This is a genomic window from Dyadobacter alkalitolerans DSM 23607 (assembly GCF_000428845.1).
Lineage (GTDB): Bacteria > Bacteroidota > Bacteroidia > Cytophagales > Spirosomataceae > Dyadobacter > Dyadobacter alkalitolerans.
Map to the genome: position 1 here is coordinate 4185 of NZ_KE386806.1, position 24917 is coordinate 29101.

Here is a 24917-nt window from a genome sequence, read left to right on the forward strand (position 1 = left end):
AATGGCGATGGATACAGCGACATTGTGATTGGGGCTTATAGCTTTGATAAGGGGCAAGTGGATGAAGGGGCGGCGTTTGTTTGGATGGGGATGGCTGCTAATTTAGATTTGACCTCGTCCGTATCCTTGGACGTAAATCAGGCAGCAAGCTTAATGGCTTGGTCCGTTTCTGGTGCGGGTGATATTAATGGCGACGGCTTTGACGATGTGATCGTCGGAGCCCCAGATTACGATAATGGGCAATCGGATGAGGGTGTTGCATTTGTATATTACGGATCTTCCAAAGGAATAGGCGACATAGCATCTGTAATGTTGGAAAGCAATCAAGCCAATGCTGCAATGGGCAAATCTGTTTCTTCTGCGGGAGATGTAAATGGCGACGGCTATGGTGACATCATTGTAGGAGCGATTTTTTACAGTAATGGCGAGCAGTTTGAAGGAGGAGCTTTCGTATATTATGGCTCGACCGATGGAGTTGATAAGAATAAATTTACAATTCTACAAAGTAATCAACCAAATGCTTTAATGGGACGTTCTGCCTCATCCGCAGGCGATGTAAATGGCGATGGCTTTGGCGATGTCATTGTTGGTGCCGAAGCATATGATAACGGACAATTTAACGAAGGTGCTGCATTGTTATACATGGGTTCGGTGAATGGAATTAACCCACAAGCCTTGGTAAAACTCGAAGGCAATCAGGATGCTGCATATATGGGATATTCAGTCGCCAATGCAGGAGACATTAATTCAGATGGATTTAGCGATGTTCTTGTTGGTCTACCATACTATTCAAATGATGAAGCCTGGGAAGGGTCTGTACACGTTTATTATGGAAGCATTAGTGGCCTCAATAGTGGATCAAGATATGTCCTAGAAATTGATCAGGCAGAGGCTAATTTTGGATGGTCAGTTGCCGGCATCGGCGATGTAAATGCTGATGGTTATCCTGATATCGTAGTGGGTGCACCTCAGTGGAATAATGGCACAGATCAAGAGGGCGCGGCTTTCTTGTATTATGGATCGTCCTCTGGACCAACGAAAAATAACGTGCAAGCCCTACAGAGAGACCAAAAAGATGCTAGAATGGGAGAATCTGTTGCAGGGGCAGGTGATGTAAATGGTGATGGCTATAGTGACGTTATCATCGGAGCGTCACAGGGGTATAGGGAAATTAATTCCAACAATGTCATTATTAAAAAACATACGGGGAAAGTATATGTATTTGGCGGTAGCAGTACAGGTATAATTCAGAATCCTTTTTCATCACTTGAAGTCTTTGAAGAAAATGCGTGTTTTGGACAATCAGTTGCTAGTGTAGGAGATCTTAACAGAGATGGTTACAGTGATATAATCGTTGGTGCACCCTATTTTAATGGAGGGGCAGGTTTTGTAGCATATGGAAATACTGGCTTTTGCCTTCAAAACAACCTACGCCTCTACAACTCCGACCTTACAACCCCCATCAACCAATCCCAAAAAGCCAAAAACAACTTCGGCGTAGGATTTTTTGCAAAATCTTTTCTTGGTAGAAACAAAGGGAAACTCGTGTGGGAAACAAAGGCTAAGGGCCAGGGATTTTCGAAAGGGGCGAATAATGTGATAACGAATAGCACGATGTCGTCGGGCTCTTGGATTGGTTATGCGAGTTTGGGGTTGACGGGGGTTGAGATGAAAAGTGTGATTGCCAAGCAAGGGACTTCAACCAAAGTGCGCGTGCGGGTGAAATATGATCCGGCGTTGGCGCTGACCGGCCAGCTTTATGGTCCGTGGCGTTATTTGCCTTCTTACCTTTTGGGCAACAGCACTGCGCCGGTTCCGGAGAATGTTGTGGATGATATGTCGGAGACGGTAAGGAGGAAAGTGGAGGATACGATGGCTGAAAAGGAAGGTGAATTAGTTTACGTATATCCTAATCCGGCATCTGATCGGATAATATTGAAGTCGGGTGATTTGGAGAAGATAAAAAGTGTTCAAATGTTGACGGTTACAGGCCGGTCGGTTTATCGCTCTTTGACTCGGGTTACGGATATTGATGTCCGGAATGTTGCGGCGGGGAGTTATATTTTGTTGATTACGCATGACGACGGTTCCGTGAGTACGCGCAAAGTGGTGATTGAGAAGTGACTTATTTTTTGGTAAGTAGCCATACATGATTTTTATGTTTACGCCTGCCTTTGGGAACAGGGTACTTACTGTCTACTACAAATTTTATAAAAACCCTAAAATTCAGAATATGAAACAGCACTACAAAAAGGGCCTTTATTTTGTTTTATTCTCACTGTTGGTAATCGCTTATGTATTAAAAACACAGCGGCTAACATTGAGCAAAACCGTTTCGGATAGAACTAAAAGCGTTAAGTTGAATGGTTCTCATCAACAAAGCAGTGTCGTCCACGACAGCACCGTCAGCAACATTCAACAAAGCCTGGCAAAACGGGAATACAACATTTCTTTTGACGACGAAAAAAAATCGCTACAAAGCCCGAACCGCAAGCAAGGCCTGCGTGCCTATTATAAACCAGGCGAGCTGACGGTGAACAACCGGGTTGATTCGGCAGGCCATAACTTTTCTTTCAAACTCGTCAATGAAGGCATTTACGCAGACGGTCAAAAAATTCTTGGGCCGCAAACTGATGCAGCGCTTCACCACGCAGATAACAAATTACAGATCAGGCATCACGGCTTTACCGAAGAGTTTATAAACAACGAGGAAGGCGTACGCCAGAACTTCATCATCAGTTCCGCACCGAAAACGGCAAAAGAACTTCAAGTAAAGCTATCCGCCAAAGGCTTAAAAGTCAAAGATCTTCAAAATAACCAGCTGCAATTTTATGCCGACAACAAGAAAGGCGAGGTTGTAAGCAGTTTGATTTATAAAGATATTAAATGCTGGGATGCAGACGGCGATACCTTGCCTGCAACATTAAGCTATAAAAATGACTTGGTATTGCTGAGCGTGGCAGTGGAAGATGCGACTTATCCGGTCACCATTGACCCGATTGTTGTCAATGGGAATCCAGCGAATGCCAGTGCCGCATTCGAAAGCAACCAGGCTGGCGCGTGGATGGGCTATGCCGTTTCCAGCGCGGGGGATATAAACGGCGACGGGTACAGCGATTTGCTGGTTGGCGCGCCGATGTTTGACAAAGGCCATACGAATGAAGGCGTTGTATTTATCTATCATGGTTCAGCAAGCGGCCCGGTTGCGAACCCCGCGTTAATCCTGGAAGGCAACCAGAACGAAGCGCAATATGGATATTCCGTCTCCACTGCCGGCGATGTGAACAAGGACGGTTACAGCGACATCGTAATCGGCGCCCGTTACTACGACAAGGGGCAAACCAATGAAGGTGCGGCCTTTGTCTACCACGGCTCAGCCAATGGGATCGTCGTAAATGCTACTGTTTTGCAAAGCAATCAGGCCGATGCTAGTTTCGGAAAGTCCGTATTGCTTGCTGGTGATGTTAACGCGGACGGTTACAGCGACCTATTAATTGGCGCACCATTATTCGAAAACGGAGGGCAAGCAGACGAAGGCGCTGCTTTTATTTTTCAGGGCTCGGCAAACGGCATTAACCCGATCGCAGCCATGACCCTGGAAGGCAATCAAGCCAGCGGCCAGTTCGGCCACGCAACGGCTGGGGCCGGAGACATAAATGGAGATGGATACAGTGACATCGTAATCGGCTCCTATGCATTTGACAAAGGCCATACAAACGAAGGGATTGCATTGATCTATCACGGTTCGGCCCTTGGCATTAGCAACAATGCAAATACAATTTTAGAAGGCAACCAGACCAACGCACAATTCGGCATATCGGTCTCAGGAGCGGGAGACATCAATGGCGACGGTTACAGCGATCTGGTGGTCGGGGCAAGTGCTTATGACAAAAATTTTGGCGATGAGGGCGCTGCCTTCATTTATAAAGGTTCAGCCAATGGCGTCATTATCGCTCCTGCATCGATCATTTACTCCAATCAAGGAGCTGCCCAACTGGGCGCGGCCGTTACCAATGCCGGGGACGTAAATGGCGATGGTTTTAGCGACCTGCTATTAACAGCACCCAGATACGATAAGGGCCAAACCAATGAAGGCGCCGTCTTCCTGCACCTGGGCTCTCAGACAGGAATCCAAAACACACCTTTTAGTACTTTCGAAGGCGACCAAGCCGAAGCCTTCCTGGGAAGCGCCACCGGAGTAGCCAGCGCCGGGGATGTTAATGGCGATGGATACAGCGACATTGTGATTGGGGCGTATAGCTTTGATAAGGGGCAAGTGGATGAGGGGGTGGCGTTTGTTTGGATGGGGATGGCGGACGAGGGCGTCTCTTTGCCATCGTCAAAGATATTAACTGATCAAGCGACTTCTTATCTCGGTTTTTCTGTTGGTTCTGCTGGTGATATTAACAGCGACGGTTTCAGCGATGTCATTGTCGGAGCCAGGTACTATGATCATGGAGACTACAATGAGGGAGGCGCTTTCATTTTTTATGGGTCCTTTATTGGAATTGATGTATCAAAAGCTATAATCCTGGAAAACAACCGGGTCCAGTCAGAATTTGGATATTCTGTTTCGAAGGCTGGCGATGTGAATGGAGATGGCTATGGTGATGTTATCATTGGCGCTATCGGATATACAAACGATGAGAATTTCGAAGGCGCTGCATATATTTTTCATGGTTCTGCTAATGGTATTACTTCTTCTCCATCCATTATTTTAGAGTGCAATCAAGATTTTGCCACGATGGGCCATTCGGTTGCAAATGCCAACGATGTAAACGGAGATGGCTATGATGATGTCATCGTGGGTAGTATACTTTATTCAAATGGACAGTTAAATGAAGGCGCGGCGTTTGTGTATTATGGATCTGCCAACGGAATGTCACCAAATCCCGATGCGGTCTTGGAAGGGGATGCAAAGGAAATATACATGGGGCATGCCGTAGCAGCCGCTGGTGATGTAAACGGGGATGGCTTTGGAGACATCATTGTAGGCGCTAACTTCTATGGCGGTGGAAAAGGTGCCGCGTTTGTATTTCATGGCTCATCGATAGGAATCCAGTCTAAGGCGGCAGTGACATTAAGTTGTGATCAAGATGATGCTTTCATGGGTCAATCGGTTTCAAGTGCCGGAGATGTCAACGGTGATGGATTTGGTGACGTCATAGTCGGCGCCGAGACTTACAGTAACGGGCAAAATAGTGAAGGTGCAGCATTTATTTACCATGGGTCTGCTGGTGGAATTAATAATGTGCCAGTCACGATTCTAGAAGTTGACAAAGAAAACGCTTACTTCGGAGTTTCTGTATCTAATGCAGGTGACATAAATGGTGACGGGTACAGTGACGTACTAATTGGTGCACCTTATTTTAATACTGGCCAGACATCGGAGGGAGCTTTTTTTATCTTCAAAGGATCACCGGTCGGAATCCAAAAAACTGGAATGGAAAACTTTGAAAGCAATTTGCCATTTTCAGATTTGGGTCAGTCAGTCGCATCAGCCGGAGATGTAAATGGTGATGGTTTTAGTGATATCATTGTGGGGGCTCCAACTATGAATAAACGCGGGGTTGCATTCGTTTTCTACGGCGACAAAACAGGTGGCCTCCAAAACAACCTACGCATCTACAACTCCGACCTCACAACCCCCATCAACCAATCTCAAAAAGCCAAAAACAACTTCGGCGTAGGATTTTTTGCTAAGTCTTTTCTTGGTAGAAACAAAGGGAAACTCGTGTGGGAAACAAAGGCTAAGGGCCAAGGGTTTTCTAAGGGGGCGAATAATGTGATAACGAATAGCACGATGTCAACGGGTTCTTGGATTGGTTATGCAAGTTTGGGGTTGACGGGGGTTGAGATGAAAAGTGTGATTGCCAAGCAAGGGACTTCAACCAAGGTGCGCGTGCGGGTGAAATATGATCCGGCGTTAGCATTGACCGGCCAGCTTTATGGTCCGTGGCGTTATTTGCCTGCCTACCTTTTGGGCAACAGCATTGCGCCGGTTCCGGAGAATGTTGTGGATAATATGTCGGAGACGGTAAGGAGAAAGGTCGGGGAGACGATGGCTGAAAAGGAAGGAGAATTGGTCTACGTATATCCTAATCCGGCATCGGATCGGTTAATGTTGAAGTCAGATGATTTTGATAAGATAAAAAGTATTCAAATGTTGACGGTTACAGGCCGGTCGGTTTATCGCTCTTTGGCTCCGGTTACGGAAATTGATGTCCGGAATGTTGCGGCGGGGAATTATATTTTATTGATCACGCATGCGGATGGTTCCGTGAGTACGCGAAAAGTAGTGATTGAAAAATAAGTGTATTGTTTGGTGAATGTGAAAAGAAAATCCTTCTGGTTTCAGGAGGATTTTTCTGTTCTTAATATGAGGGAGCAAATGCTCGAATCAAACCAAAATTGCCATATCCGGATCGTTCGAATTTTGAAAGCTGTCCGAAGAATAGCCCAAACCAACTCGTTTCCCGGTGTTTTCAGCCTGTTCCAGGAGTTCAAAGACTTTTTCTTCTCCTTCCAATTGGAGCGCTTGGTATAAAACATTCCCGTAATGAAATTCCTGGGAACCTAGTCCGTTTTTTAGGGCAGCCAACTGGCAACGGTCAAAAATTTCCTTTCCTGTCATGGTTTGCAATGTTTGGGTTCATCTGGTATCAATCTGACCGAAAGATGCGCAAATTTTGCCCAAGGTTGCATGGGTTAAGCCAAATGTTTTGGCAACGGTAGGTTCTGGCTCAGTTCGTCCGCGACCGGCGCGAGATATTTTGTCTGGATGGGAATGAGGCCCGACCAGATCGGAAGCTCCAAATCCTCCTCTTCGTCCTTAGGCATGCCCGACCGCGTTTTGGCACAGGCTTCTTCCAATGAGAATGCCAATGCAGTTGTTTTCCTGACTTCGCTGTCCTTCATCGGACGGAGATAATCCCAGCTGTCCGGAACGATCTTGGTCGTAAGCCATTCAAAAGCAGCCTTTTTCGTATCCCAATCCTCCACTTTGTCGGCATTTGAAAATATAATAACCGACCGGTAGTTGACAGAATGACTGAACGCAGACTTCGCCACAACGAGCGCGTCGGTAAGCATAACGGTAATGCAAACCGGAATTCCTTTCTCGATTTCCCTGATAAAATGACTGCCTACTGAGCCGTGAATGTAAATTTTATCCTCATAGCGCACAAAGGCAGTTGGAATAGAAAAGGGGCGATTGTCAACGGAATAACTGATCGTACAGAATAATGCTTCATCGAGAATGGCGTAGATCACCTCATTGTCGGAAGTGGATCTTTTGGGTAATCTGCTGGGTAAAAGATGGGATGGAGGAGTGCTCATGTGTTTGTTTTTTACAAAAATATGCTGAAATTGGCTGCTCGAAAGAGTCCAATATTTAGAAATTAAGTGGTCCAATTATGGTGCAGGTTCTCTCCACTTTGCTGCATGTAGAAAAGGGCAGCAAGCAGCCCGTATATCTTCAAATTGCCAACCAACTCATGGCGCTGATCCGTAACGGAACATTGCAAACGGGTTACAGATTGCTTAGTACCAGGCAATTGGCAACATTATTGAAGGTGCACCGACGAACCGTTGTGCAGGCGTACGACGAATTGTTGGCTCAGGGCTGGCTGGAAAGCCACACCGGGAACGGAACATTCGTAGCCAAACATTTGCCCGAAATCCAATCAGCCAAAAAGGACATGCATGCGGAAAAGGCGATTATGCCCGCTTCGAAAGCCGGTTTTCATTTCAAGCAGGCACCGCATCTCGACCGGGCTGTCCTTCGCAATAGCACACGCTTGCATTTGGATGATGGTTTTCCGGATCCCCGGCTTGCACCGCTGGACGATTTGTCGAGGGCTTACCGGAGTCAGCTATTGGGCGCAAATCCGTATGCAAGGTTGGGTTATGGTGACACAAAAGGCGCTTCCTGGCTCAGGGAAGAACTTTCTGCCTACCTCAATGAGACGCGTGGGATGAAAACCTTACCCGACAACATATTGATCGTCCGGGGAGTGATCATGGGTTTGTATCTCGTGAGTACGGCCCTGCTGGATCCCGGTGACAATGTGGTGGTTTCCGCACCGGGGTGGTTTGGCGCTAATATGAATTTTACGCAGGCCGGTGCGAATGTGCTGCGGCTGCCTGCGGATGAATACGGGATAGATGTGGCCGCATTGGAACAAATGTGTCAGAAACAGAAGATCAGGTTGGTTTATGTGACTTCACATCACCATTATCCCACCACCGTCGCGCTTCGTGCCGACCGGCGGCTTAATCTTTTGAAACTGGCAGAGCAATATGGTTTTATCTTATTTGAGGATGATTATGATTGCGATTTTCATTATTTAAGCAAGCCACTCATGCCGCTTGCAGGGGCGGATCCGGCAGGAATGGTTATGTATTGCGGATCTTTTACCAAAACAATTTCACCCGCTTTCCGCATCGGTTATCTGGTCGGGCCGGCGGATGTGATCTCTTACCTGGCCAAATTGAGGCGGATCATCGACCGGCAGGGGGACCAGATGCTCGAAAATGCCATCGCAGAATTGCTGCACACAGGCGTCATTCAAAGGCATTTACGCAAGTCGGTGCGGATATATAAGCAGCGCAGGGACTTGTTTTGTGAACTGCTGCGGAGCCAGCTCGGCGATCACGTAACATTCCAGGTTCCCGATGGCGGTATGGCGGTCTGGACGCAGTTTGATCCCAACATTAATCTTGCGAAACTTGCGGAAAAAGCCCTGCAAAAAGATTTGTATATGTCCAATGGGAGCTCGGGGATTCCCGCAGGAAATGCTTACGACGAGCCACCGGGCAGCGCTATACGGCTCGGTTTTGCCTCTTCGAATGCCCAGGAATTGGAAGAAAGTGTTGAGATAGTCAGGAATTTATTGGGAAATTTGTGAGCCAATTAGCCTTGAAAATAAAGTATGCTGAATAAGATCATTGAAAGTTATCGCGTCTCATTTAGCGGATTAAGCAGGGAAACCTGGTTGCTGAGTCTCGTTATTCTGGTAAATCGCTGCGGCTATATGGCGGTGCCCTTCATGAGTATGTACATTACGCAAAGCCTGAACAGGAGCATCGCGGATGCAGGTTTGATCATCACATTGTTTGGTGCCGGATCTGTTCTTGGTGGCATGGCGGGTGGTTACCTGACCGACATCTGGGGTTTCCGGCCTGTGCAAATAATTTGCCTCATTATCAGCGGAATACTATTCGTTCTGTTTGGAATGGTGACCAATTTTACTGGGCTTTGTTTTCTGATTGTATTGCTTAGCTTCTTCGTCGAGGCTTTTAAACCTGCGAACAGCACGGCGGTTGCCGCTTATTCTTCGCCGGAAAATCTTACACGGTCTTATGCATTGAACCGGCTTGCGACAAACATTGGCTTTGGTTTCGGCACTTCTGTGGGCGGAATCCTGGCCGCCGTTAATTACAGCTTGCTGTTTTGGGTAGACGGAATCGTGTATGCAATGGCTGGCGTATTAATCCTGTTTTTGCTCCCGAATGCAACATTGGTTCGGTCTGTTAGTCGTGAAGATAGCAATACCAAATCGGGGCAATCGCCGTGGAAAGACATGCTGTTTGTCCGCTTTATGGTGATTGTAATGCTGTATATGATCTGCTTTGTGCTGTTATTCAGGCTGGTGCCGGTGTATTGGAAAGAACAGATGCACATTCATGAAGCAACGATCGGCATCTTGCTGGGAATGAACGGGCTCGTTATTGCGCTCTTTGAAATGGTCTTGATCCAGAATCTGGCAAACCGCCGTCCGGATTCATACTATATGATCGCTGGAACGTTATTTAGTGCATTGGCTTTCAGTATGTTGGTCGTTCCGGTGATTAAGCCGATCATTCTGGCGGGGGCTGCGGTGCTGTTTTTTACGATTGGGGAAATGCTCGCATTGCCTTATATCAGCACTTTCGTGCTCGCCCGCGCTTCGGAATTTAACAGAGGGAAATACTCCGCCGCCTATTCCGTTTCCCAGTCGGTTGCGCAGATCATCGGCCCGGCAGCCGGTGCGTACATTGCGGCACATTGGGGCTATAATGTTTTGTGGATTGCATTGATTTTTCTCAGCCTTGTGTGCGCAGCAGGGTTTAAAACGCTTTTTCAAGAAAAAATGAGGCTGGGTTAAGCCTCATTTTCTTCTGATTTCCGTGCTTGTTCCAATAGGTCGAGCAATTCTTTATTTTTCTCAGCTTCCCGTTCCAGGGCCTTCTTTTGCAGTTCGATCAGATCGTCTTTTTTCACCATCACATAATTTTCCTGAGGCTCTTCAAACTGCGGGCTTTCACCGATGAGGTAGGCCGCGGTTGTGCTGAATAGTTCTGCCAGTTTTTTGAATTCAGCAATGGAGGGTTCGTTCTTATTTGTTTCCCAATTTGAAATCGTTCCCTTTCCTTTTTTCGCCATAATTAGCGCCAGCTGTTCCTGGCTCAAACCCAATTTTTCGCGACCCTGCTTTATTCTTTGGCCAATACTAATCATTTATTTAGAATTTAGTGCAGTTTATTTGATAATAATATATTTTTATTGTACTTTTGTATATCGCTTTCAGTAACGCACAAATTACAAAAAAGCAAGTATACTCTCACACATTATCGCTGTATCAAATGGAAAAACACCAGACCAGGGTGAAAGAGTACGGTTGTATGACAATCAAAGAGCGCCTGCTCCTCCGGTTCATCAAGTCAAGAAATGTTGTTGGTAAAAATTGGCGCGGCGTGTTAGCCTCCCGCGATCCCTTCTTTAACACCAAGCTGGGCGGAGATTATTTAACCTCCGTCGCCCAGGCAGTGTCGGACAGTAGTCGCGGCAATGTCGACCGCATTGAGCGCGTGACTGTTGCGCTTGAAAAAATTGCAGGCATTAAGCCGGTTAACGTTGTGTGACCTAACCGTTACTTTAATTCCGTAGTAATGAATTCCAGAATGCCGGTGCCGGTATTTTTTAGATCATGAATGGAGCTGCCCTGCTCAATGATATTTTGAAAAGAGGTTTGCCCTTTTTTGAATGTAAAACTTACCTGGCTGCCGTCCTCCTGGTTGGAAACGCCCTGACCATCCTGTAAAACCGTCCAGAAATAATCGTAGTTATGACGATGATAATGGATGCGCTCGCCAGGTTGCAGGCTGATGTGCCATACTTTGACTTTATCATTCTCGAAAAGCAAAGTGTCACCAACGGCTTGGTTCTGCGTGTTTTCTACTAGTTCTTCCCGAAGTTGTTCAGGGGATAATGCATCGGTTCTGGACATCGTTCCTCGCGGTTTTGGTTAATCGTTGATTGACTTTTATGTTCTTTTGGAATTGAGAAAAGGGTTTTTGGTCAAAAAATTACTCTAATTCTCTTCTTAGGATCATGTAAAAGGCATTTGTAAAAAACCAGGAAAAGGAGCGGATCGCCAACTCCTTTTCCAGTTTTTTTACAAATTAATCTTAATGCCGCCGTTGAATACAAAACCGTCTAATGGTGCGTAAATGTCGCGGAAAACGGGATTAGTGATTGATCCTGAGTTAATGCTGTCGAAGCGCGTTTGCCGTGCGTCGAGGAAATTTTCAAAATTAATGTAGATGGAAAACCGCTCCCACAGTCGTTCCACCATGAAACCGAGGATGACATAGTCTTTGCCGGTTTTGCCGTCGCTTAGTTTTTGTTTACTAAAATAATAAGCTTCCAGTCCGGCCTTCCATTTTTCCTCTACTTCATAAAACAACACAGAGTTAATCCTGTGTTTGGGCGTCAGGAAATTCTGCTGATGAAGGCCGTTTTCTGAAATTCTGGCGTCCGTATAGGTGTAGCCGAGAAACAGTTTGAAATCGCTGTAACCCAATTTCAAATTTGTCTCCATTCCGCGCGTATCGATGTGCCCGTTAATGTTCTGAAACAGATATCCTCCGTCGCGGTCCGGTTTCAGAATAAGGGGCTTGTTAATGTAAGTGTAAAAGAATAACTGGTTGATGCTCAGGCTCAATTGGTCATTGAATAGCATTGTCTGGTAATTCAGATCCCAGTTTCCGCCATAACTGTGTTCGAGGCGATTTCTGTCTTTATCAATTCCTGAAACATGCTGATACTGAATCCGCTCGCTCTCTTCCGTGAAAATTGTGGGCGCTTTATAACCCATGCCGCCACCGATCCGGGAAGTAAATGCAGGCGAAAATTTCAGTAACGCCGAAATCCTGGGCAGAAAAGCCAGACCGTAATCCATCACGTAATCGGCGCGCAAACCGGTTTCCACGTGCATCCATTCAGTTGCTTTCCAGGTATTTTGTGCAAATGCGCCGAATGTGTTGAGGTTATAGTCGCGTTTTGGGCCATTAACAGGCATCTTTTCTTTAAACTGGTCCGTCCACAAATTGGCTCCCGCGATCCATTCCAGTTTTTCACCATGATTGGCATAGGACGCTTCCGTGAATGTCGAATATTGCGTTCCGTCGAATGTGTAGCCGGGCGTCGTAAGCTTTCGGTTGAAATAACTGACGCTGTTTTTTACGATAAAATGCTCGTGGTTTCCAAAGATGCGATCGAACAAAAACTGCGTGCTGATGCGCTCCGTTTTGTTTTTTTCGAAATAGGTGTGACCCGGTTCATTTTGGTTTTTGATCAAATGCATATCCCCGCCAATGCGGTTTTCAAATGCCGTGTTCACGCCCAGACTGATCGTTGTATTCTGATTGGGATACACAAAAAAACGGGGATTGAATGTAAAGCGCTCAAATTTCGGAATGGCTGAGAGGTCATTTCCGGAAGGATCATAGGCTGCATTGCGATTATGCGCAGCGAAGAAGGTGGCACCTGTTTTACCGAATTTCTTGGAATAAAAACCATTGGCGTCAAAGCCTCCTGCGCTTGTCCCGTTCAAATGAAATCTCAGTTCCTGCTCGTCCTTGGGCGTTTTCGAGATCAGGTTGACGAGACCAGCAATCGCGCCGCCTCCGTATAATGTAGATGCCGCTCCTTTGATCACCTCCACTTGTTTGAGATCGAGCGGTGGAATTTGCAGCAAACCCAACCCACTCGAAGCGCCTGAATAAAGCGGGAAGCCATCTTTCAAAATCTGTGTATAACGCCCGTCCAGGCCTTGAATACGAATGCTGGCGTTGGCGCTTGTGGCCGAAGTGGTCTGCACCTGAATGCCCGTGCTTTCGCTGAGCACCATGCGGATGTCGCCTGGTTTCATGTTTGCTTTCTCGTCCAGTTCCTCGCCGGCAATGAATTCCACGCGGGTAGGAATGTCGCGGATTGTGCGAGAGCTGCGGGTGGAGGAGATAGTGACTTCCTCCATTTCCTGGGTTTTGTCTGTTTGGTAAACAGACGTTGTATCGGTTTTATCTTGTGCCTGAATTTGGATGGCGTATAGCACAACCAGCACAAGCAAGAAAAATTTCTGCATTGTGAGATTTAAATCAAAGTAAAAAATAGAATGCTATTTCTGATTTAAACCAGCTTGGGGGGCTGCCAGATGGCAATGGGGATTATTTCGAAATAGGGATCTTTGTAGAAAGCGCTGTGAAATGCAGTCTGGAATTGGGGTTGCAATGCAAAATATGGCGTTGATAACACATTCAAAACCTGCCCGCAGCACGCGCAAATGCAGAATGGCGAGCAATTTTCCGAGTGATTTTCGTGATCCTGCTGCGTGTTATTGTTGAAAGCCGTTTCATACCGGTCGTCGTCCATGCATTCCACCTCATCGCCGCACGGAAGCAGCGCCAGCAGGAGCATATAGGAAGACAGTATGATGGCCAGAAACTTCATTGGATGTGTTTTTTTTTACCTAAATTTTCTTTCCCTGTATTCTAAAAGCGTTCAGGATCGCCAGCAAAGCTACGCCAACATCTGCAAAAACCGCTTCCCATAATGTTGCAATTCCTCCGGCGCCGAGGATCATAACGAGCACTTTGACGCCCATTGCGGCCGAAATGTTTTGATATACAATGCTTTTGGTAATCTTCCCGACTTTGATCGCGGAAGCAATTTTTACAGGCTGATCGTTCTGGATCACAATGTCGGCCGTCTCAATTGCCACATCTGAGCCCAAAGCGCCCATCGCAATGCCCACATCAGCCAGCGCGATGACAGGCGCATCATTCACGCCGTCGCCCGCAAAGGCAATGTGCCTGCCCTCCGCTTTGAGCTGCTCCACAATCCGGACCTTGTCCTCGGGCAGCAAGTTTCCATAACTTCGCCCGATTTGCAATTGTCCGGCGATATGCGAGACAACCGCCTCCTTGTCACCCGAAAGCATAATCGTCTCAATTCCAAGCTTCTTCAATTTCAACACCGCCTCCAACGCATCTTCTTTGATCTCATCGGCAATGGTAATGTAGCCGGCATAGGAGTTGTTAATCGCTATTGCGACAATGGTTTCGGCAATGCTGGCCAGCTCACTGGGGTAAGCGACCTGGAATTTATCCAGCAATTTCAAGTTTCCGGCCAGCACTGAATCTTCGCCGATCCTCCCTTTGAGACCATGACCCGAAATCTCTTCCACGTCGGTTGGTTTAATCAATGTGAGACCGGAAGCATGCGCAACGACGGCCTTTGCCACAGGATGGGTGGAATAACTTTCCAGTGAAGCCGTTTTGGTAAGAAAGTCATTGATATTCAGTATGGTCTCTACTTTCTGCACCTTGAAAACTCCTTTGGTCAATGTGCCTGTTTTGTCCGAAACCAGCGTATCAATTTTAGTAATGACATCGAGGAAATTCGCTCCCTTTACAAGAATCCCATTGCGGGACGCCAGCCCGATCCCGCCGAAATAGCCCAGCGGAATTGAAATTGTCAGCGCACAAGGGCATGCGATCACGAGGAACACCATGCCGCGATAAAGCCATTGGTCAAAAATGTAATGGCTTACAAAAAAGTAGGGCAGGAGGATGATCAGCAATGCCAACAGGAAAACGATAGGCGTATAAATCTTTGCTAACCGGCTTATCAGTAACTGCGTAGGCGCTTTTCTTCCCGTCGCTTCCTGCACCATTTCCAGGATCTGCGAAAGTTTTGAATCTTTAAAAAGCGCAGTAACCTCCACTTCAACCGATTTCTCCGAGTTGATCATTCCCGCCAGAACAGCTTCATTTTGACTCTTCTGGTCAGGAACGGATTCGCCGGTCAGGGCCGCCGTGTTGAATGTGCCGTTAAGCGATTTTAATGTGCCATCCAAAGCCACTTTTTCGCCTGCTTTCACGACAATCGTCTCGCCAATGGCCACCGAGCCAGGAGCAACGTGAATATCTTTACCATCGCGGATGACGGTAACCTGCTCGGGCCGAATGTCCAGAAGCGCCTTAATAGACCGCTTGGACCTGCTAACAGCCAGATCCTGAAACAATTCTCCAATCTCGTAAAAGATCATCACCGCAACGCCTTCGCTGAATTCGCCGATATAGAAAGCACCGATGGTCGCAATGGTCATTAATGTAAATTCATTGAAAAAGTCGCCGCGCATCACGCGCCGGAAGGCAGTTGCAATGGTTTTATTTCCAGCCAGAACATATGCAGCCAGCATTAGTACGATCTCTGCATTCCTGTCAACCTCAACTTTTAAAATGAACGAGACAAAAAGAAAACCGAATAAGATCGCCAGACTCACCCAAAGCATCCAGCGGCTTTTCAGCAATCCCGCATCTGAGCCGCTGCCATGGTCGTGACTATGATCATGGTCGTGGTCGTGATCATCGCTATCCCCGTGGTCATGCCCGTCATGTGCTGCGTGAGAATGTTCCTTTTTATGGTTTATTAAAACCGGCATATCTGCCGAACAGCAATCCTTGCTATCCTGATGGATATGTTTTTTATCTGTCTCAATCTTCATTGCATTATAGTCAAATGGTGTTTGCGTTATCGACATCACATGTAACCGGCATTTGATAACGACATAACAAATATATGCGCTAACGCCGTGCAACAGGGTTACAAGTCCTGAAAATCAGCTAATTGCAATGTTGTTGCAGTGGAATTGCTGCGTTTGATCAGGTCAGCAGAACGCCGGATTTTTTCCATTCCGACGCCGTGCTGAATATACTTAAAGCATTATTCGCCTGATTTTTGCATTTCTTTGACTAGCATTCCCAACCGCTGCAAGCCAGCGTCGATTGCGGGTGTGAAGGGTGATCCGAAGCTGATCCTGATGTAGTTTGTGAAGCGGGCATCCGTGCTGAAAATGTGGCCCGGAGCAATGGTGACATTTTGCAGGATAGCGGCTTCAAACAGTTCGAATGCATCGATTTTCGGATTTAATTCAATCCATAGAACGTAACCTCCCTGCGGCCTGCTGACTTGCGTATCCGACGGAAAATATTCTGCGATCGCCTGAATGTAGCGAAGGCTTTGGGTGTGCAGCGCTTTCCTCAAATTCCGCATATGGAGGTCATAACGGCCTGTTTCGAAGAAGTTTCCGATTGCAGCGTGTGTGGGGGTTGCTGAGGAGACGGTTTGCGTAATCTTGTTGGTGAGCACTTTATCCCAAAATTTCCCTGGAATGCACCAGCCCACGCGATAGCCGGGCGCCAATGTTTTGGAAACGGACGAACACAGCATGACAAGCCCTTTTTTGTCGAAAGTTTTACAGGTTTTGGGTCTGCTTTTACCAAAATACATTTCTCCGTAAATGTCGTCTTCGATCAAAGGAATTTCTCTCGCTGTCAGCATTTCAACCAATTGCTTTTTCCGCGAATCGGGCATTAGTGCGCCTGTGGGATTAGAGAAATTGGGTACGAAAAGGCAGGCTTTGATGGGAACTGTTTCCAGGGATCTTTCGAGAAAATCAATGTCCGGGCCGTCTAGCGGGTCGCTGGGAACTTCAAAGATTTTCAAACCCAGAATTTTGATCACATTAAAAATGCCGAAATAAATGGGGCTTTCGATCGCAATCGTATCACCAGGCTCCGTTACCGCTCTAAGACAAAATGCGACGGCTTCCATGCATCCGTGGGTTGTGATAATGTCGTCCGCGGTAACATTGCCGCTCCAATTGAACGCATAACGGGCGATCTGTTTTCTCAGGTTCAGGTTTCCGGAAATCTCGTCATAATTCGTACAGCTTTCAGGACTTTGGCGAATGGCCTCCATAAGTGCCTTATTAAGTTTGGCAACCGGGATTAATGCTGCGGGAGGGACGGCAGAAGATAGCCGAACCATTTCATTGTCGGCAGACAATGTTCTGTAAACCCGTCTGATCATCTGATCCAGGTCGATTTTGGCAGGCTCGGACTTAGCAAGCGGAAATGCTTGCTTTTTAACACGGTGGGAAGGCTTATAACAAACAAAATAGCCAGATTTGGGTCTTGCTTCGACATAGCCTTTATTTTCCAATGCCACATAAGCTTTAAAAGCAGTGCTCAAACTGATGCCCTGTTCCTTGCTCAGTGCCCTCAGCGAAATAAGCTTGTCTCCGGCTTTGAGGACATTGTTTTCAATCTGCTGTTCCAGTCTTTCTGCGACTTGATGATACAGGAATTCATCTTTTTCGGCTAGGGAAATGCTTTTCATGGGAAATCCGTCAATCTGTTATGCTCAAAAATAAGAAATCTGAATCTGTTTTTGCTGATTTGGAATTAACAATTTTGCATTGCAATTAAAGTGACATACGCCGCGACCCGTGCACAGGGTTATCTGGAATGTTTGTTACATTACACTGGACTTTAATAAACTGTTAGCTATGAAAACTGAGATCCTTGTCCAACTTTTCGAACGCGACCTGAAAAAATTACGGGACGAAATTCAACTATATCCTTCCGACAACTCACTTTGGGTTCAGCTGCCGGGGACGATCAATACGGGTGGAAACCTTTGCCAGCATTTGATCGGGAATTTGAGAACCTACGTGGGGCTCGCACTGGGCCAGGTTCATTATGTTAGGAACCGCGACGCAGAGTTTACTGAGCGACTTTTCACGCAAACAGCATTGCTCGACGAACTTAATCAACTGCTTCCTATCGTAGTGAAATCCGTAGGGAGCCTGTCCGAAGCGCAGCTGGAAGCCGAATATCCCCGAACTGTCCTGGATATGTTTACCAACCAGACTACAGCATTGGTCCTTACCCACTTATTAACCCATTTATCTTACCACTTAGGCCAGATCAATTATCACCGGAGATGGATCTCGACGCTTAAAGCAGTTTGATAAAGCCGGGAAAATCAATTTAGTAAAAGCCCCCTACAACGATTAACATGAACATTGAATTACAAGAAGATCTGGCGCATCTGGATCAGATTTTAGAGAATGTAAGGAAGAGAAGTTTTGATTTTCATACGCAGCTGAGCAACTTGCCTACGTATGTAGAAGATCAGAAATCCGATGCTGAACTGTTGGAAGCAAAAGGTTTAGGCGCTGAGAAAAGCCTGGAACGCTTCCAGGAAAAATATCAGAAACTGATGGTAGCAAGTTCCGGTCCGAGATTTTGGGGCTTTGTTACGGGAGGTGCGACGCCAGCTGCTATCGCAGGCGACTGGCTCACAGCTGTTTTTGATCAAAACACACAGAGTACAAGCGGAACGGGCGACGTTTCTGCGATTATTGAAAAGCAAACAATCCGTTTGTTATGCCAGTTGTTCAACTTGCCTGAGGATTTCAACGGAGGTTTTGTCACGGGTGCAACGATGTCCAATTTCACGGGCCTTGCTGTGGGCAGGCAGTGGGCTGGCAAGAAATTGGGGATTGATATTTCCAAAGAAGGAATGTCTTCCGACCTGGTTGTGATGGCAGCAACGCCGCATTCTTCGGTGATCAAATCGCTTGCTATGCTTGGATTTGGCAGCAATCATTTGGTGAAAATCAATGCAATGCCAGGCCGGGAAGCAATGGACATTTCGGATCTGGAAGCCAAATTGAAATATAATAACGGAAAGCCTGTCATTGTCAATTGCAGCGCCGGAACCGTCAATACGGTAGATTTTGATGACATTGCTGCGATCATAGCATTGAAGGAAAAGTATGATTTCTGGCTGCACATTGATGCGGCATTCGGCGGTTTCGCGGCTTGTTCGCCTGCGCACAATCATTTGCTTAAAGGCTGGGAACAAGCGGATAGTATCACAATTGATTGTCACAAATGGATGAATGTGCCTTACGACAGTGCGGTGATCCTGGTGCGCAAAGAACATGACCGATTGCAGGTGGAGACCTTCCAGAATAATAATGCGCCATATTTAGGCGACACTTTTGAAAACTTTTCTTTCCTCAATCGTTTGCCCGAAAACTCGCGCCGGTTCCGTGCCTTACCTGCGTGGTTTTCACTAACAGCTTATGGGCGGGCTGGCTTTCAGTGGATTGTGGAAAACAGCATTGCTCGCGCAAACGAGTTAGGAGGTTATATTACAGAAAGCGAAATTTTCGAGCTGTCAGCGCCGGTAAGGCTTAATGTGGTCAGTTTCCGGCTAAAAAAATCGGATCAGGTGGCAGACTTTCTGGAAAAAATGAACAAGAATGGGAAGGTCTTCATGACTCCGACTACGTTAGATGGCAAGGCCTCAGTGCGCGCAGCATTCGTAAATTACCGCACCACATCCGCGGACATTGCGATTGCGATCAAGGAAATGGAGTCAGCGTATCATTCTCTTCAAAGCCATGATTAGTTAACCGCTAGCTTGCGCACGACGCTCCGCCCGTTCACACTTACTTTCTCAATAGTGAACTGATCATAAATTCCTGGGAATAGGGTGGGTGATGCCAGGAGGCAACGATCCAATCCTTGTTCTGGTTAGCGGCCAGGTCCTTTTTGATCCACTGGACCTGCCTGCCGAGCGTGTCATACAAGCGCGTCGCCTGTGGCTGAATTTGTCCCGCAGTCGCCCAGCACGCCGAATCTGTATTTTCCTTTTGTACCCGGTGTCGGCGCGGTTTCGAAATAGTGGTCTTCACCACCTTCGAGGATCGTTTTCGCGCGTCCGTCCCAAAACTGGGTGTGCTGCGCGGCTGCATAAAATAGGGAAGGGGCATTTCTTCTTCCGATTGCATGCGCTTTAATGCCCATGCTTTTTGGAAGGCCATCTGTAAAATAGAGGGCAGGATTTTGACAGGAAGCGCAGCTTTTGGAACTGTCGCCGGACAGCCGCCTTTCAAAAAACAGCTTTTTTCCAAGCGCAGCCCGCTTTGCAAATAAACCCTCATCACGCACCGAATCTGCCGGTTGCAATGCCCCAGGGCTGAACATATGCGGCGCATCATAGCGTAACATCCCGGGCGCTGCCGTGTCCAGGCCCATTTCACGAATCATCCCGTTCAAATGCTTTTGAAGCGGCAGCGCATTCTCGGTCAGGAATTTCATCCGGCCAAAATCAGTTTTTCCCGCTATCCAGGCCGTATTGCGTATAGTTGACACGTTCCGCTTTATGACCGGGCGATTCTCTTGCAAAGCTTCTGGCATAGTAATTTATGTTACGCGCACATTCTGGTTCGTTTTAATATCTGGATTTTAGCAGAAAAAGAAAGCGGATCGCACATTCATCAACATTCACATTTGTATAATGATCGATACCCCAATCAGCAACGATTTTTCCGCAAAACAGTTGCAGCACCTGACCCTGGCGGAAGATGAGGAGCAGGATTCGCTCCCCAGGAACCTGCTTTGCTTTTCTCATCTCAGATGGGATTTTGTTTACCAACGTCCACAGCATTTGCTCACGCGGTTTTCAGACATTGCTGCGGTTTACTTTTTGGAAGAACCGATATTTGGTAAAACAGATGTTCCATACCTAACTTTTTCCCAGCGGCTTCCGGAACTCTGGGTCTGCGTGCCGCACCTGGCCGACGGTCTTACCAAGGTTGAGGTGAACGCACAGCTACGGGAACTGATCCGGGTATTTTTCATCAATAAAGAGCTTGACGATTTCATCTTCTGGTATTATACGCCCATGGCGCTTGAATTTTCATCGCATCTATCTCCGGGGCTTACCGTATACGATTGTATGGACGAGCTTTCGGCATTCAAATTCGCACCTGAATCCTTGAAAGGCCTGGAAAAGGAATTGATGACGCGCGCAGATGTTGTTTTCACGGGAGGACATTCTCTTTTTGAATCCAAACGCCATCAGCACGCAAACATTTATCCGTTCCCGAGCAGCATTGATAAAAAGCATTTCGGACAGGCAAGAAAACGAAACTATGAACCGGCCGATCAGGCGAAGATCAAAGGGAAAAAGGTTGGTTTCTATGGCGTAATCGACGAGCGTTTTGACATTGATCTCATCCGCGACATCGCCGCAGAACGGCCCGATTGGAACATTATCCTCATTGGTCCTGTGGTGAAAATTGACCCGGCTACATTGCCTCGGCAGGCTAACATTCATTATCTGGGAGCGAGATCCTATGAGCAATTACCGGCTTATCTTTCGGGATGGGATGTTGCATTGGTGCCATTCATGCTAAATGAATCCACGCAATTCATCAGTCCGACAAAAACGCCCGAATATCTGTGCGCCGGAAAGCCCGTTGTATCCACACCCATCCGCGATGTCGTAAATCCATATGGCACTAAGAATCTGGTGTCTATTGGTGAAAATGGCAAAGATTTCGTGGAAGCGATTGCGTTTTGGATTGCTATGCAGGATAAAAAGGAATGGTTAGGAAACGTCGACAAGTTTTTGAGCACGATCTCCTGGGACCTTACCTGCGCCGATATGATCGATAATATGTCATCCGTTCACCAGGACAGGAAAGTTGTCAAGATTGGTCGGCCGTGAAAGACTATATTGTTAAATTGCCGGGAGATAATGTCCGATCTATTTTTGCATGCAGACAACTTTTCCGCGGCTTGACATTGGCCCGCTATCCGAGTATAAGGAGAATGATGTAATGATCAGCCGGTTTGAGGATTACCTGGCCGAACACCAGAACCTGGTGTTCCCACACCGGCACGGCTTTTACCATCTGGTCCTTTTTACGAAGGGTGGGGGCTTTCATACCATTGATTTCAACCACTTCGAAGTACACCCGTTCCAGATTTATTTCATGATTCCGGGTCAGGTGCATTCCTGGCATTTTGAAGGTGGAATGGAGGGGTTTGTAGTGAATTTCTCGGAAGCTTTTTTCCATTCGTTCCTGCTAAAACCTGATTATCTCGAATCCTTTTCGTTTTTTGACGGGGATAGCAATAATAGCGTTATTACAGTTCCGTATGTTATTCAGGAGAATGTTGTGGGGCTATTTGAAGATCTGTTGTTGCAGGTAAAGAAGGCGAAATTCCGGGAAGATATCATCAGGGTTTTACTGCTGCACATTTTCCTTCTGCTTGAACAGGGTCAGGCGCAAGAGAAAAAGCAAGAGGTCAAAAACCAGCAGAATCCTTTGATCAAAAACTTTCAAAAACTCGTCGAGAAAAACTTTATCAAGATCAGGCAGCCGGGTGAATATGCTGAAATGCTGCATGTTACGCCCAATCACCTGAATGCGCTGAGCAAGGAACATTTAAGCTTGCAAGCAGGGGCAGTTATCCGGAACCGCATCGCGCTGGAAGCGAAGCGACTGCTGATCAATCTCGATTTCACGGTGTCGGAGATTGCTTACAAGCTTAATTTTAATGACAACTCTTACTTTGCCCGCTTTTTTAAAAAAGAGACAGGTATGACACCGGAAGCATTTCGGGCTAAGTCTGCCAATCAATCCATTAAACCCTAGCGCTTAACGGTTTCCTGATTCGCTGGCTTGATGAATAAGGCCAGCCAAGAACGCCGCGCCAACCGGTAAAAATACGGTGTCAGGATGATCAATACAGGAATGATCGACATCAAAAAGTAGTCCAGATATTCCTCGAAAAAGTTAACGAAGATCAGGAAATAGATCACCATAAAGGCTACATAAAAAGAGTAGCTCATGTACAGCGCACCCTGGTAAAATCCGGGTTCGGGAACCAGGTTTTCGCCGCAATGCGGGCAGTGCTTATTCATTTTGTCAAAGTTTTTAAGGTTGTAGGCGCTTTTAGAAATGAAAAAATCGCCTACACCGCATCTTGGACATTTATTGAACAGGACGCTATATAATTTATTTGGCTTTGCCATGGTATTGAAGTTTTGGATTGACACAAATTACGCGAGAAATCAGCTCAGAAAGAAAGACTGATGGTATGTTTTGTGGTACAGATCAACGATCGCTTATAAAACCCGTGCCAATTTTTCCAGACAACCGGCTAAGATCAGTGCAGGGTGTTAATGAAATGTGCCATTTGCGGAATGTCGCACACGTGGTCAATTACGGCGTGCATCAAGGCATAGTTCGGCATGTAGGGCATCTGGGCTGTTTCAGGGTTTTGAACGAGGGTGGTTCCCCCTGTTTTCTTCACAGCCAAAAGACCTTTTGTCCCATCCTCATTAGCACCCGACAGTAACAATGCAGCCAGTGAAGAACCATACACTTCCGCCGCAGATTCAAATGTAACGTCTATGCTCGGCCGGCTGAAATTGACCTTTTCTGAGTAGTCCAGTGAAAAAGTCTCATCCTTTTCGATCAGCAGATGGTAATCCGCCGGCGCGAGGTAAATATGCCCTGGCAGGATCCTGTCTTTGTCCTCCACTTCATGGGTAGGCAATGCGGTTTTTGTAGATAGCAACTCAGAAAGCGATGAATCAGCTGAATGGCGGCGATGGAGCACCACTATTATGGTGAATGGAAGAGTTTTGTTCAACAACGGAAGCAGATGGAAGAGCACCTGTAAGCTTCCGGCTGATCCTCCGATCAGCAGCGCCTTAACAGGTTTTTTTACATCACTTTCTTCCATATTTTTTCCCGGTTAAGCTGCTTATACTTGTTTTGTATCACCGAAAATTTCAATGTTTCCTTCGTTCCCAATGCGAGATAACCCAGCGTTCCCAGGCTGGCATCGAAGAGCTTCAAAACCCTGTCTTGCAGATCTTTGTCAAAGTAAATGAGCACATTCCGGCATAATATCAGGTCAAACTCATTAAAGGAACTGTCCGACACCAGGTTATGCGTGGAAATAATGATTTTTTCGGACAGTTCTTTGTCAAATTTTGCCTGTCCGTAATTGGCTGTGTAATATTCTGAAAAGTCTTTCAGGCCGCCCGATTCAATGTAACTTTCCGAATATTGCTTCATCTGGTGCATTGGAAAAATCCCTTTCCGCACTTTTTCCAGCACGCTCGGGTTAAGATCGGTCGCATATAGCAGCGATTTCCGCAACAGCCCGGCTTCTTTTAGCAAAATGGCCATTGAAAATACTTCCTCACCAGTGGAACAGCCTGCATGCCATACTCTTATAAATGGTTTTGTGCCTAGAACCGGCAAAATGTCTTCCCGTAACGACTTGTAGAAACTGGGGTCGCGAAACATCTCGGTCACATTCACCGTAATTTCTTCAACAAACCTTTTCAGGTAATTTTCATCCGTCCTAACCTTGTATCGGAACTCGGCAAAACTCGGAAATTTGTCAATTGAGACAAGCCGCACGATGCGTCTTTTCAGGGACGCCCTGGAATAGCTCGTGAAGTCGTAGCCATAAATGTCCAATAAGTCTGTCAGCAGTATCTCAACTTCCTCGTCCTCAATCATTTTCGTCTAAATGTCTTTTAAAACCTGCAATAATCTATCGACGTTGATCGGTTTGGAGATATAATCGTCCGCACCAGCTTTGAGGCATTTTTCGCGGTCGCCTACCATGGCTTGCGCGGTCACTGCGTACACAGGCGTATTTCTTCTGCTTTCTATGTTTTTGATCAATGGAATAGCTTCATAACCATCCATTTCGGGCATCATCATATCAATCAGGATCGCATCGACAGGTTCATTTGTCCTAAGCAATTCTAATGCCTCGGCAGCGCCCGTGCAGGAGATGCAATCGTAGGATTTGGATTTCAATGTGGCTTTCAGGGCGAATATGTTCCTGGAATCATCATCGATAATCAGCACTTTTTTCTTAGTCATAGGGAGGTCGTTTTCTTTGGATCC

General features: G+C 46.7%; 23 protein-coding genes. 9 read left to right on the plus strand and 14 right to left on the minus strand.

Annotation, left to right across the window (positions count from 1 at the left end):
* Both G395_RS0127150 and G395_RS0127155 read left to right on the plus strand, forming a co-directional pair.
* On the plus strand, positions 1-2124 hold a 2124-nt coding region (locus G395_RS0127150), incomplete at its 5' end, for a T9SS type A sorting domain-containing protein (RefSeq protein WP_026632870.1).
* A 109-nt stretch (positions 2125-2233) separates the two neighbouring features.
* Positions 2234-6313 (plus strand): FG-GAP-like repeat-containing protein, encoded by a 4080-nt coding sequence (locus G395_RS0127155; RefSeq protein ID WP_026632871.1) that lies wholly within the window; start codon positions 2234-2236, stop codon positions 6311-6313.
* Between the two features lie 87 nt (positions 6314-6400).
* Here G395_RS0127155 and G395_RS0127160 read toward each other — a convergent pair whose 3' ends face one another.
* Together G395_RS0127160 and G395_RS0127165 are read right to left on the minus strand one after the other, a co-directional pair.
* On the minus strand, positions 6401-6634 hold the full coding sequence (locus tag G395_RS0127160; RefSeq protein WP_035362226.1) for a hypothetical protein: 234 nt from the start codon (positions 6632-6634) through the stop codon (positions 6401-6403).
* Between the two features lie 74 nt (positions 6635-6708).
* Positions 6709-7338 carry a pyridoxamine 5'-phosphate oxidase family protein gene (locus G395_RS0127165; protein WP_026632873.1) on the minus strand — a complete coding sequence of 210 codons (630 nt, stop codon included), beginning with the start codon at positions 7336-7338 and terminating at the stop codon, positions 6709-6711.
* A gap of 77 nt (positions 7339-7415) precedes the next feature.
* Here G395_RS0127165 and pdxR point away from each other — a divergent pair, with 77 nt between their 5' ends.
* Both pdxR and G395_RS0127175 read left to right on the plus strand, forming a co-directional pair.
* A complete protein-coding gene (gene pdxR / locus G395_RS0127170) occupies positions 7416-8909 on the plus strand; it encodes a MocR-like pyridoxine biosynthesis transcription factor PdxR (protein ID WP_026632874.1) in 1494 nt (497 codons plus the stop codon).
* 24 nt (positions 8910-8933) lie between these two features.
* The gene (locus G395_RS0127175; RefSeq protein WP_026632875.1) at positions 8934-10148 is read left to right on the plus strand and encodes an MFS transporter; all 1215 of its coding nucleotides are present in this window, start codon (positions 8934-8936) and stop codon (positions 10146-10148) included.
* Here G395_RS0127175 and G395_RS0127180 read toward each other — a convergent pair.
* Positions 10145-10501, minus strand: coding sequence for a helix-turn-helix domain-containing protein (locus tag G395_RS0127180; protein WP_026632876.1), 357 nt, complete (start codon positions 10499-10501; stop codon positions 10145-10147). The genes G395_RS0127175 and G395_RS0127180 overlap by 4 nt on opposite strands.
* Positions 10502-10665: 164 nt before the next feature.
* Between G395_RS0127180 and G395_RS0127185 the strand changes: the two genes are divergently transcribed.
* Positions 10666-10905 carry a hypothetical protein gene (locus G395_RS0127185; RefSeq protein ID WP_229204306.1) on the plus strand — a complete coding sequence of 80 codons (240 nt, stop codon included), beginning with the start codon at positions 10666-10668 and terminating at the stop codon, positions 10903-10905.
* A gap of 8 nt (positions 10906-10913) precedes the next feature.
* Here the strand turns inward: G395_RS0127185 and G395_RS30745 are convergent, their stop codons facing one another.
* The 5 genes from G395_RS30745 to G395_RS0127215 form a co-directional block, all read right to left on the minus strand.
* A complete protein-coding gene (locus G395_RS30745) occupies positions 10914-11270 on the minus strand; it encodes a cupin domain-containing protein (protein ID WP_035362228.1) in 357 nt (118 codons plus the stop codon).
* A gap of 168 nt (positions 11271-11438) precedes the next feature.
* Entirely contained in the window at positions 11439-13409 is a 1971-nt protein-coding gene (locus G395_RS30750) for a TonB-dependent receptor plug domain-containing protein (RefSeq protein ID WP_051350449.1), read from the minus strand.
* Between the two features lie 44 nt (positions 13410-13453).
* Complete coding sequence (locus G395_RS31460) at positions 13454-13774, minus strand: DUF6660 family protein (protein ID WP_051350450.1); 321 nt, start codon at positions 13772-13774, stop codon at positions 13454-13456.
* Positions 13775-13793: 19 nt separating this feature from the next.
* Positions 13794-15833 carry a heavy metal translocating P-type ATPase gene (locus G395_RS0127205; RefSeq protein WP_026632878.1) on the minus strand — a complete coding sequence of 680 codons (2040 nt, stop codon included), beginning with the start codon at positions 15831-15833 and terminating at the stop codon, positions 13794-13796.
* A gap of 218 nt (positions 15834-16051) precedes the next feature.
* The gene (locus tag G395_RS0127215) at positions 16052-17509 is read right to left on the minus strand and encodes an aminotransferase-like domain-containing protein (RefSeq protein WP_035362232.1); all 1458 of its coding nucleotides are present in this window, start codon (positions 17507-17509) and stop codon (positions 16052-16054) included.
* Positions 17510-17678: 169 nt separating this feature from the next.
* On the opposite strand from G395_RS0127215, the gene G395_RS0127220 reads away from it, so the two are divergent.
* Both G395_RS0127220 and G395_RS0127225 read left to right on the plus strand, forming a co-directional pair.
* The gene (locus tag G395_RS0127220) at positions 17679-18143 is read left to right on the plus strand and encodes a DUF1572 family protein (protein WP_026632880.1); all 465 of its coding nucleotides are present in this window, start codon (positions 17679-17681) and stop codon (positions 18141-18143) included.
* A 47-nt stretch (positions 18144-18190) separates the two neighbouring features.
* Positions 18191-19594 (plus strand): pyridoxal phosphate-dependent decarboxylase family protein, encoded by a 1404-nt coding sequence (locus G395_RS0127225; RefSeq protein WP_026632881.1) that lies wholly within the window; start codon positions 18191-18193, stop codon positions 19592-19594.
* Between the two features lie 40 nt (positions 19595-19634).
* Here G395_RS0127225 and G395_RS32495 read toward each other — a convergent pair whose 3' ends face one another.
* Positions 19635-19775, minus strand: coding sequence for a hypothetical protein (locus G395_RS32495; protein WP_169720109.1), 141 nt, complete (start codon positions 19773-19775; stop codon positions 19635-19637).
* Entirely contained in the window at positions 19768-20340 is a 573-nt protein-coding gene (locus G395_RS0127230; RefSeq protein WP_169720110.1) for a cytochrome-c peroxidase, read from the minus strand. The genes G395_RS32495 and G395_RS0127230 overlap by 8 nt, the downstream gene beginning before the upstream one ends.
* 145 nt (positions 20341-20485) lie before the next feature.
* On the opposite strand from G395_RS0127230, the gene G395_RS30760 reads away from it, so the two are divergent.
* Both G395_RS30760 and G395_RS0127240 read left to right on the plus strand, forming a co-directional pair.
* Positions 20486-21700, plus strand: coding sequence for a glycosyltransferase family 1 protein (locus G395_RS30760; protein WP_084439921.1), 1215 nt, complete (start codon positions 20486-20488; stop codon positions 21698-21700).
* Positions 21701-21749: 49 nt separating this feature from the next.
* Complete coding sequence (locus tag G395_RS0127240; RefSeq protein WP_026632883.1) at positions 21750-22634, plus strand: helix-turn-helix domain-containing protein; 885 nt, start codon at positions 21750-21752, stop codon at positions 22632-22634.
* On the opposite strand, the gene G395_RS0127245 is transcribed toward G395_RS0127240, so the two are convergent.
* The 4 genes from G395_RS0127245 to G395_RS0127260 form a co-directional block, all read right to left on the minus strand.
* Positions 22631-23014 carry a DUF983 domain-containing protein gene (locus tag G395_RS0127245; protein ID WP_026632884.1) on the minus strand — a complete coding sequence of 128 codons (384 nt, stop codon included), beginning with the start codon at positions 23012-23014 and terminating at the stop codon, positions 22631-22633. The two genes, G395_RS0127240 and G395_RS0127245, sit on opposite strands and share 4 nt — an antisense overlap.
* A gap of 134 nt (positions 23015-23148) precedes the next feature.
* On the minus strand, positions 23149-23730 hold the full coding sequence (locus G395_RS0127250; protein ID WP_026632885.1) for a chemotaxis protein CheB: 582 nt from the start codon (positions 23728-23730) through the stop codon (positions 23149-23151).
* Entirely contained in the window at positions 23712-24521 is an 810-nt protein-coding gene (locus G395_RS0127255; RefSeq protein ID WP_026632886.1) for a CheR family methyltransferase, read from the minus strand. The genes G395_RS0127250 and G395_RS0127255 overlap by 19 nt, the downstream gene beginning before the upstream one ends.
* A 6-nt stretch (positions 24522-24527) precedes the next feature.
* The gene (locus G395_RS0127260; protein WP_026632887.1) at positions 24528-24893 is read right to left on the minus strand and encodes a response regulator; all 366 of its coding nucleotides are present in this window, start codon (positions 24891-24893) and stop codon (positions 24528-24530) included.
* Positions 24894-24917: the final 24 nt, after the last annotated feature.

Coding starts and splice junctions, on each gene's coding strand:
- G395_RS0127155 (WP_026632871.1), top strand. CDS start 2,234: ATGAAACAGCACTACAAAAAGGGCCTTTATTTTGTTTTATTCTCACTG.
- G395_RS0127160 (WP_035362226.1), bottom strand. CDS start 6,634: ATGACAGGAAAGGAAATTTTTGACCGTTGCCAGTTGGCTGCCCTAAAA.
- G395_RS0127165 (WP_026632873.1), bottom strand. CDS start 7,338: ATGAGCACTCCTCCATCCCATCTTTTACCCAGCAGATTACCCAAAAGA.
- pdxR (WP_026632874.1), top strand. CDS start 7,416: ATGGTGCAGGTTCTCTCCACTTTGCTGCATGTAGAAAAGGGCAGCAAG.
- G395_RS0127175 (WP_026632875.1), top strand. CDS start 8,934: ATGCTGAATAAGATCATTGAAAGTTATCGCGTCTCATTTAGCGGATTA.
- G395_RS0127180 (WP_026632876.1), bottom strand. CDS start 10,501: ATGATTAGTATTGGCCAAAGAATAAAGCAGGGTCGCGAAAAATTGGGT.
- G395_RS0127185 (WP_229204306.1), top strand. CDS start 10,666: ATGACAATCAAAGAGCGCCTGCTCCTCCGGTTCATCAAGTCAAGAAAT.
- G395_RS30745 (WP_035362228.1), bottom strand. CDS start 11,270: ATGTCCAGAACCGATGCATTATCCCCTGAACAACTTCGGGAAGAACTA.
- G395_RS30750 (WP_051350449.1), bottom strand. CDS start 13,409: ATGCAGAAATTTTTCTTGCTTGTGCTGGTTGTGCTATACGCCATCCAA.
- G395_RS31460 (WP_051350450.1), bottom strand. CDS start 13,774: ATGAAGTTTCTGGCCATCATACTGTCTTCCTATATGCTCCTGCTGGCG.
- G395_RS0127205 (WP_026632878.1), bottom strand. CDS start 15,833: ATGAAGATTGAGACAGATAAAAAACATATCCATCAGGATAGCAAGGAT.
- G395_RS0127215 (WP_035362232.1), bottom strand. CDS start 17,509: ATGAAAAGCATTTCCCTAGCCGAAAAAGATGAATTCCTGTATCATCAA.
- G395_RS0127220 (WP_026632880.1), top strand. CDS start 17,679: ATGAAAACTGAGATCCTTGTCCAACTTTTCGAACGCGACCTGAAAAAA.
- G395_RS0127225 (WP_026632881.1), top strand. CDS start 18,191: ATGAACATTGAATTACAAGAAGATCTGGCGCATCTGGATCAGATTTTA.
- G395_RS30760 (WP_084439921.1), top strand. CDS start 20,486: ATGATCGATACCCCAATCAGCAACGATTTTTCCGCAAAACAGTTGCAG.
- G395_RS0127240 (WP_026632883.1), top strand. CDS start 21,750: ATGCAGACAACTTTTCCGCGGCTTGACATTGGCCCGCTATCCGAGTAT.
- G395_RS0127245 (WP_026632884.1), bottom strand. CDS start 23,014: ATGGCAAAGCCAAATAAATTATATAGCGTCCTGTTCAATAAATGTCCA.
- G395_RS0127250 (WP_026632885.1), bottom strand. CDS start 23,730: ATGGAAGAAAGTGATGTAAAAAAACCTGTTAAGGCGCTGCTGATCGGA.
- G395_RS0127255 (WP_026632886.1), bottom strand. CDS start 24,521: ATGATTGAGGACGAGGAAGTTGAGATACTGCTGACAGACTTATTGGAC.
- G395_RS0127260 (WP_026632887.1), bottom strand. CDS start 24,893: ATGACTAAGAAAAAAGTGCTGATTATCGATGATGATTCCAGGAACATA.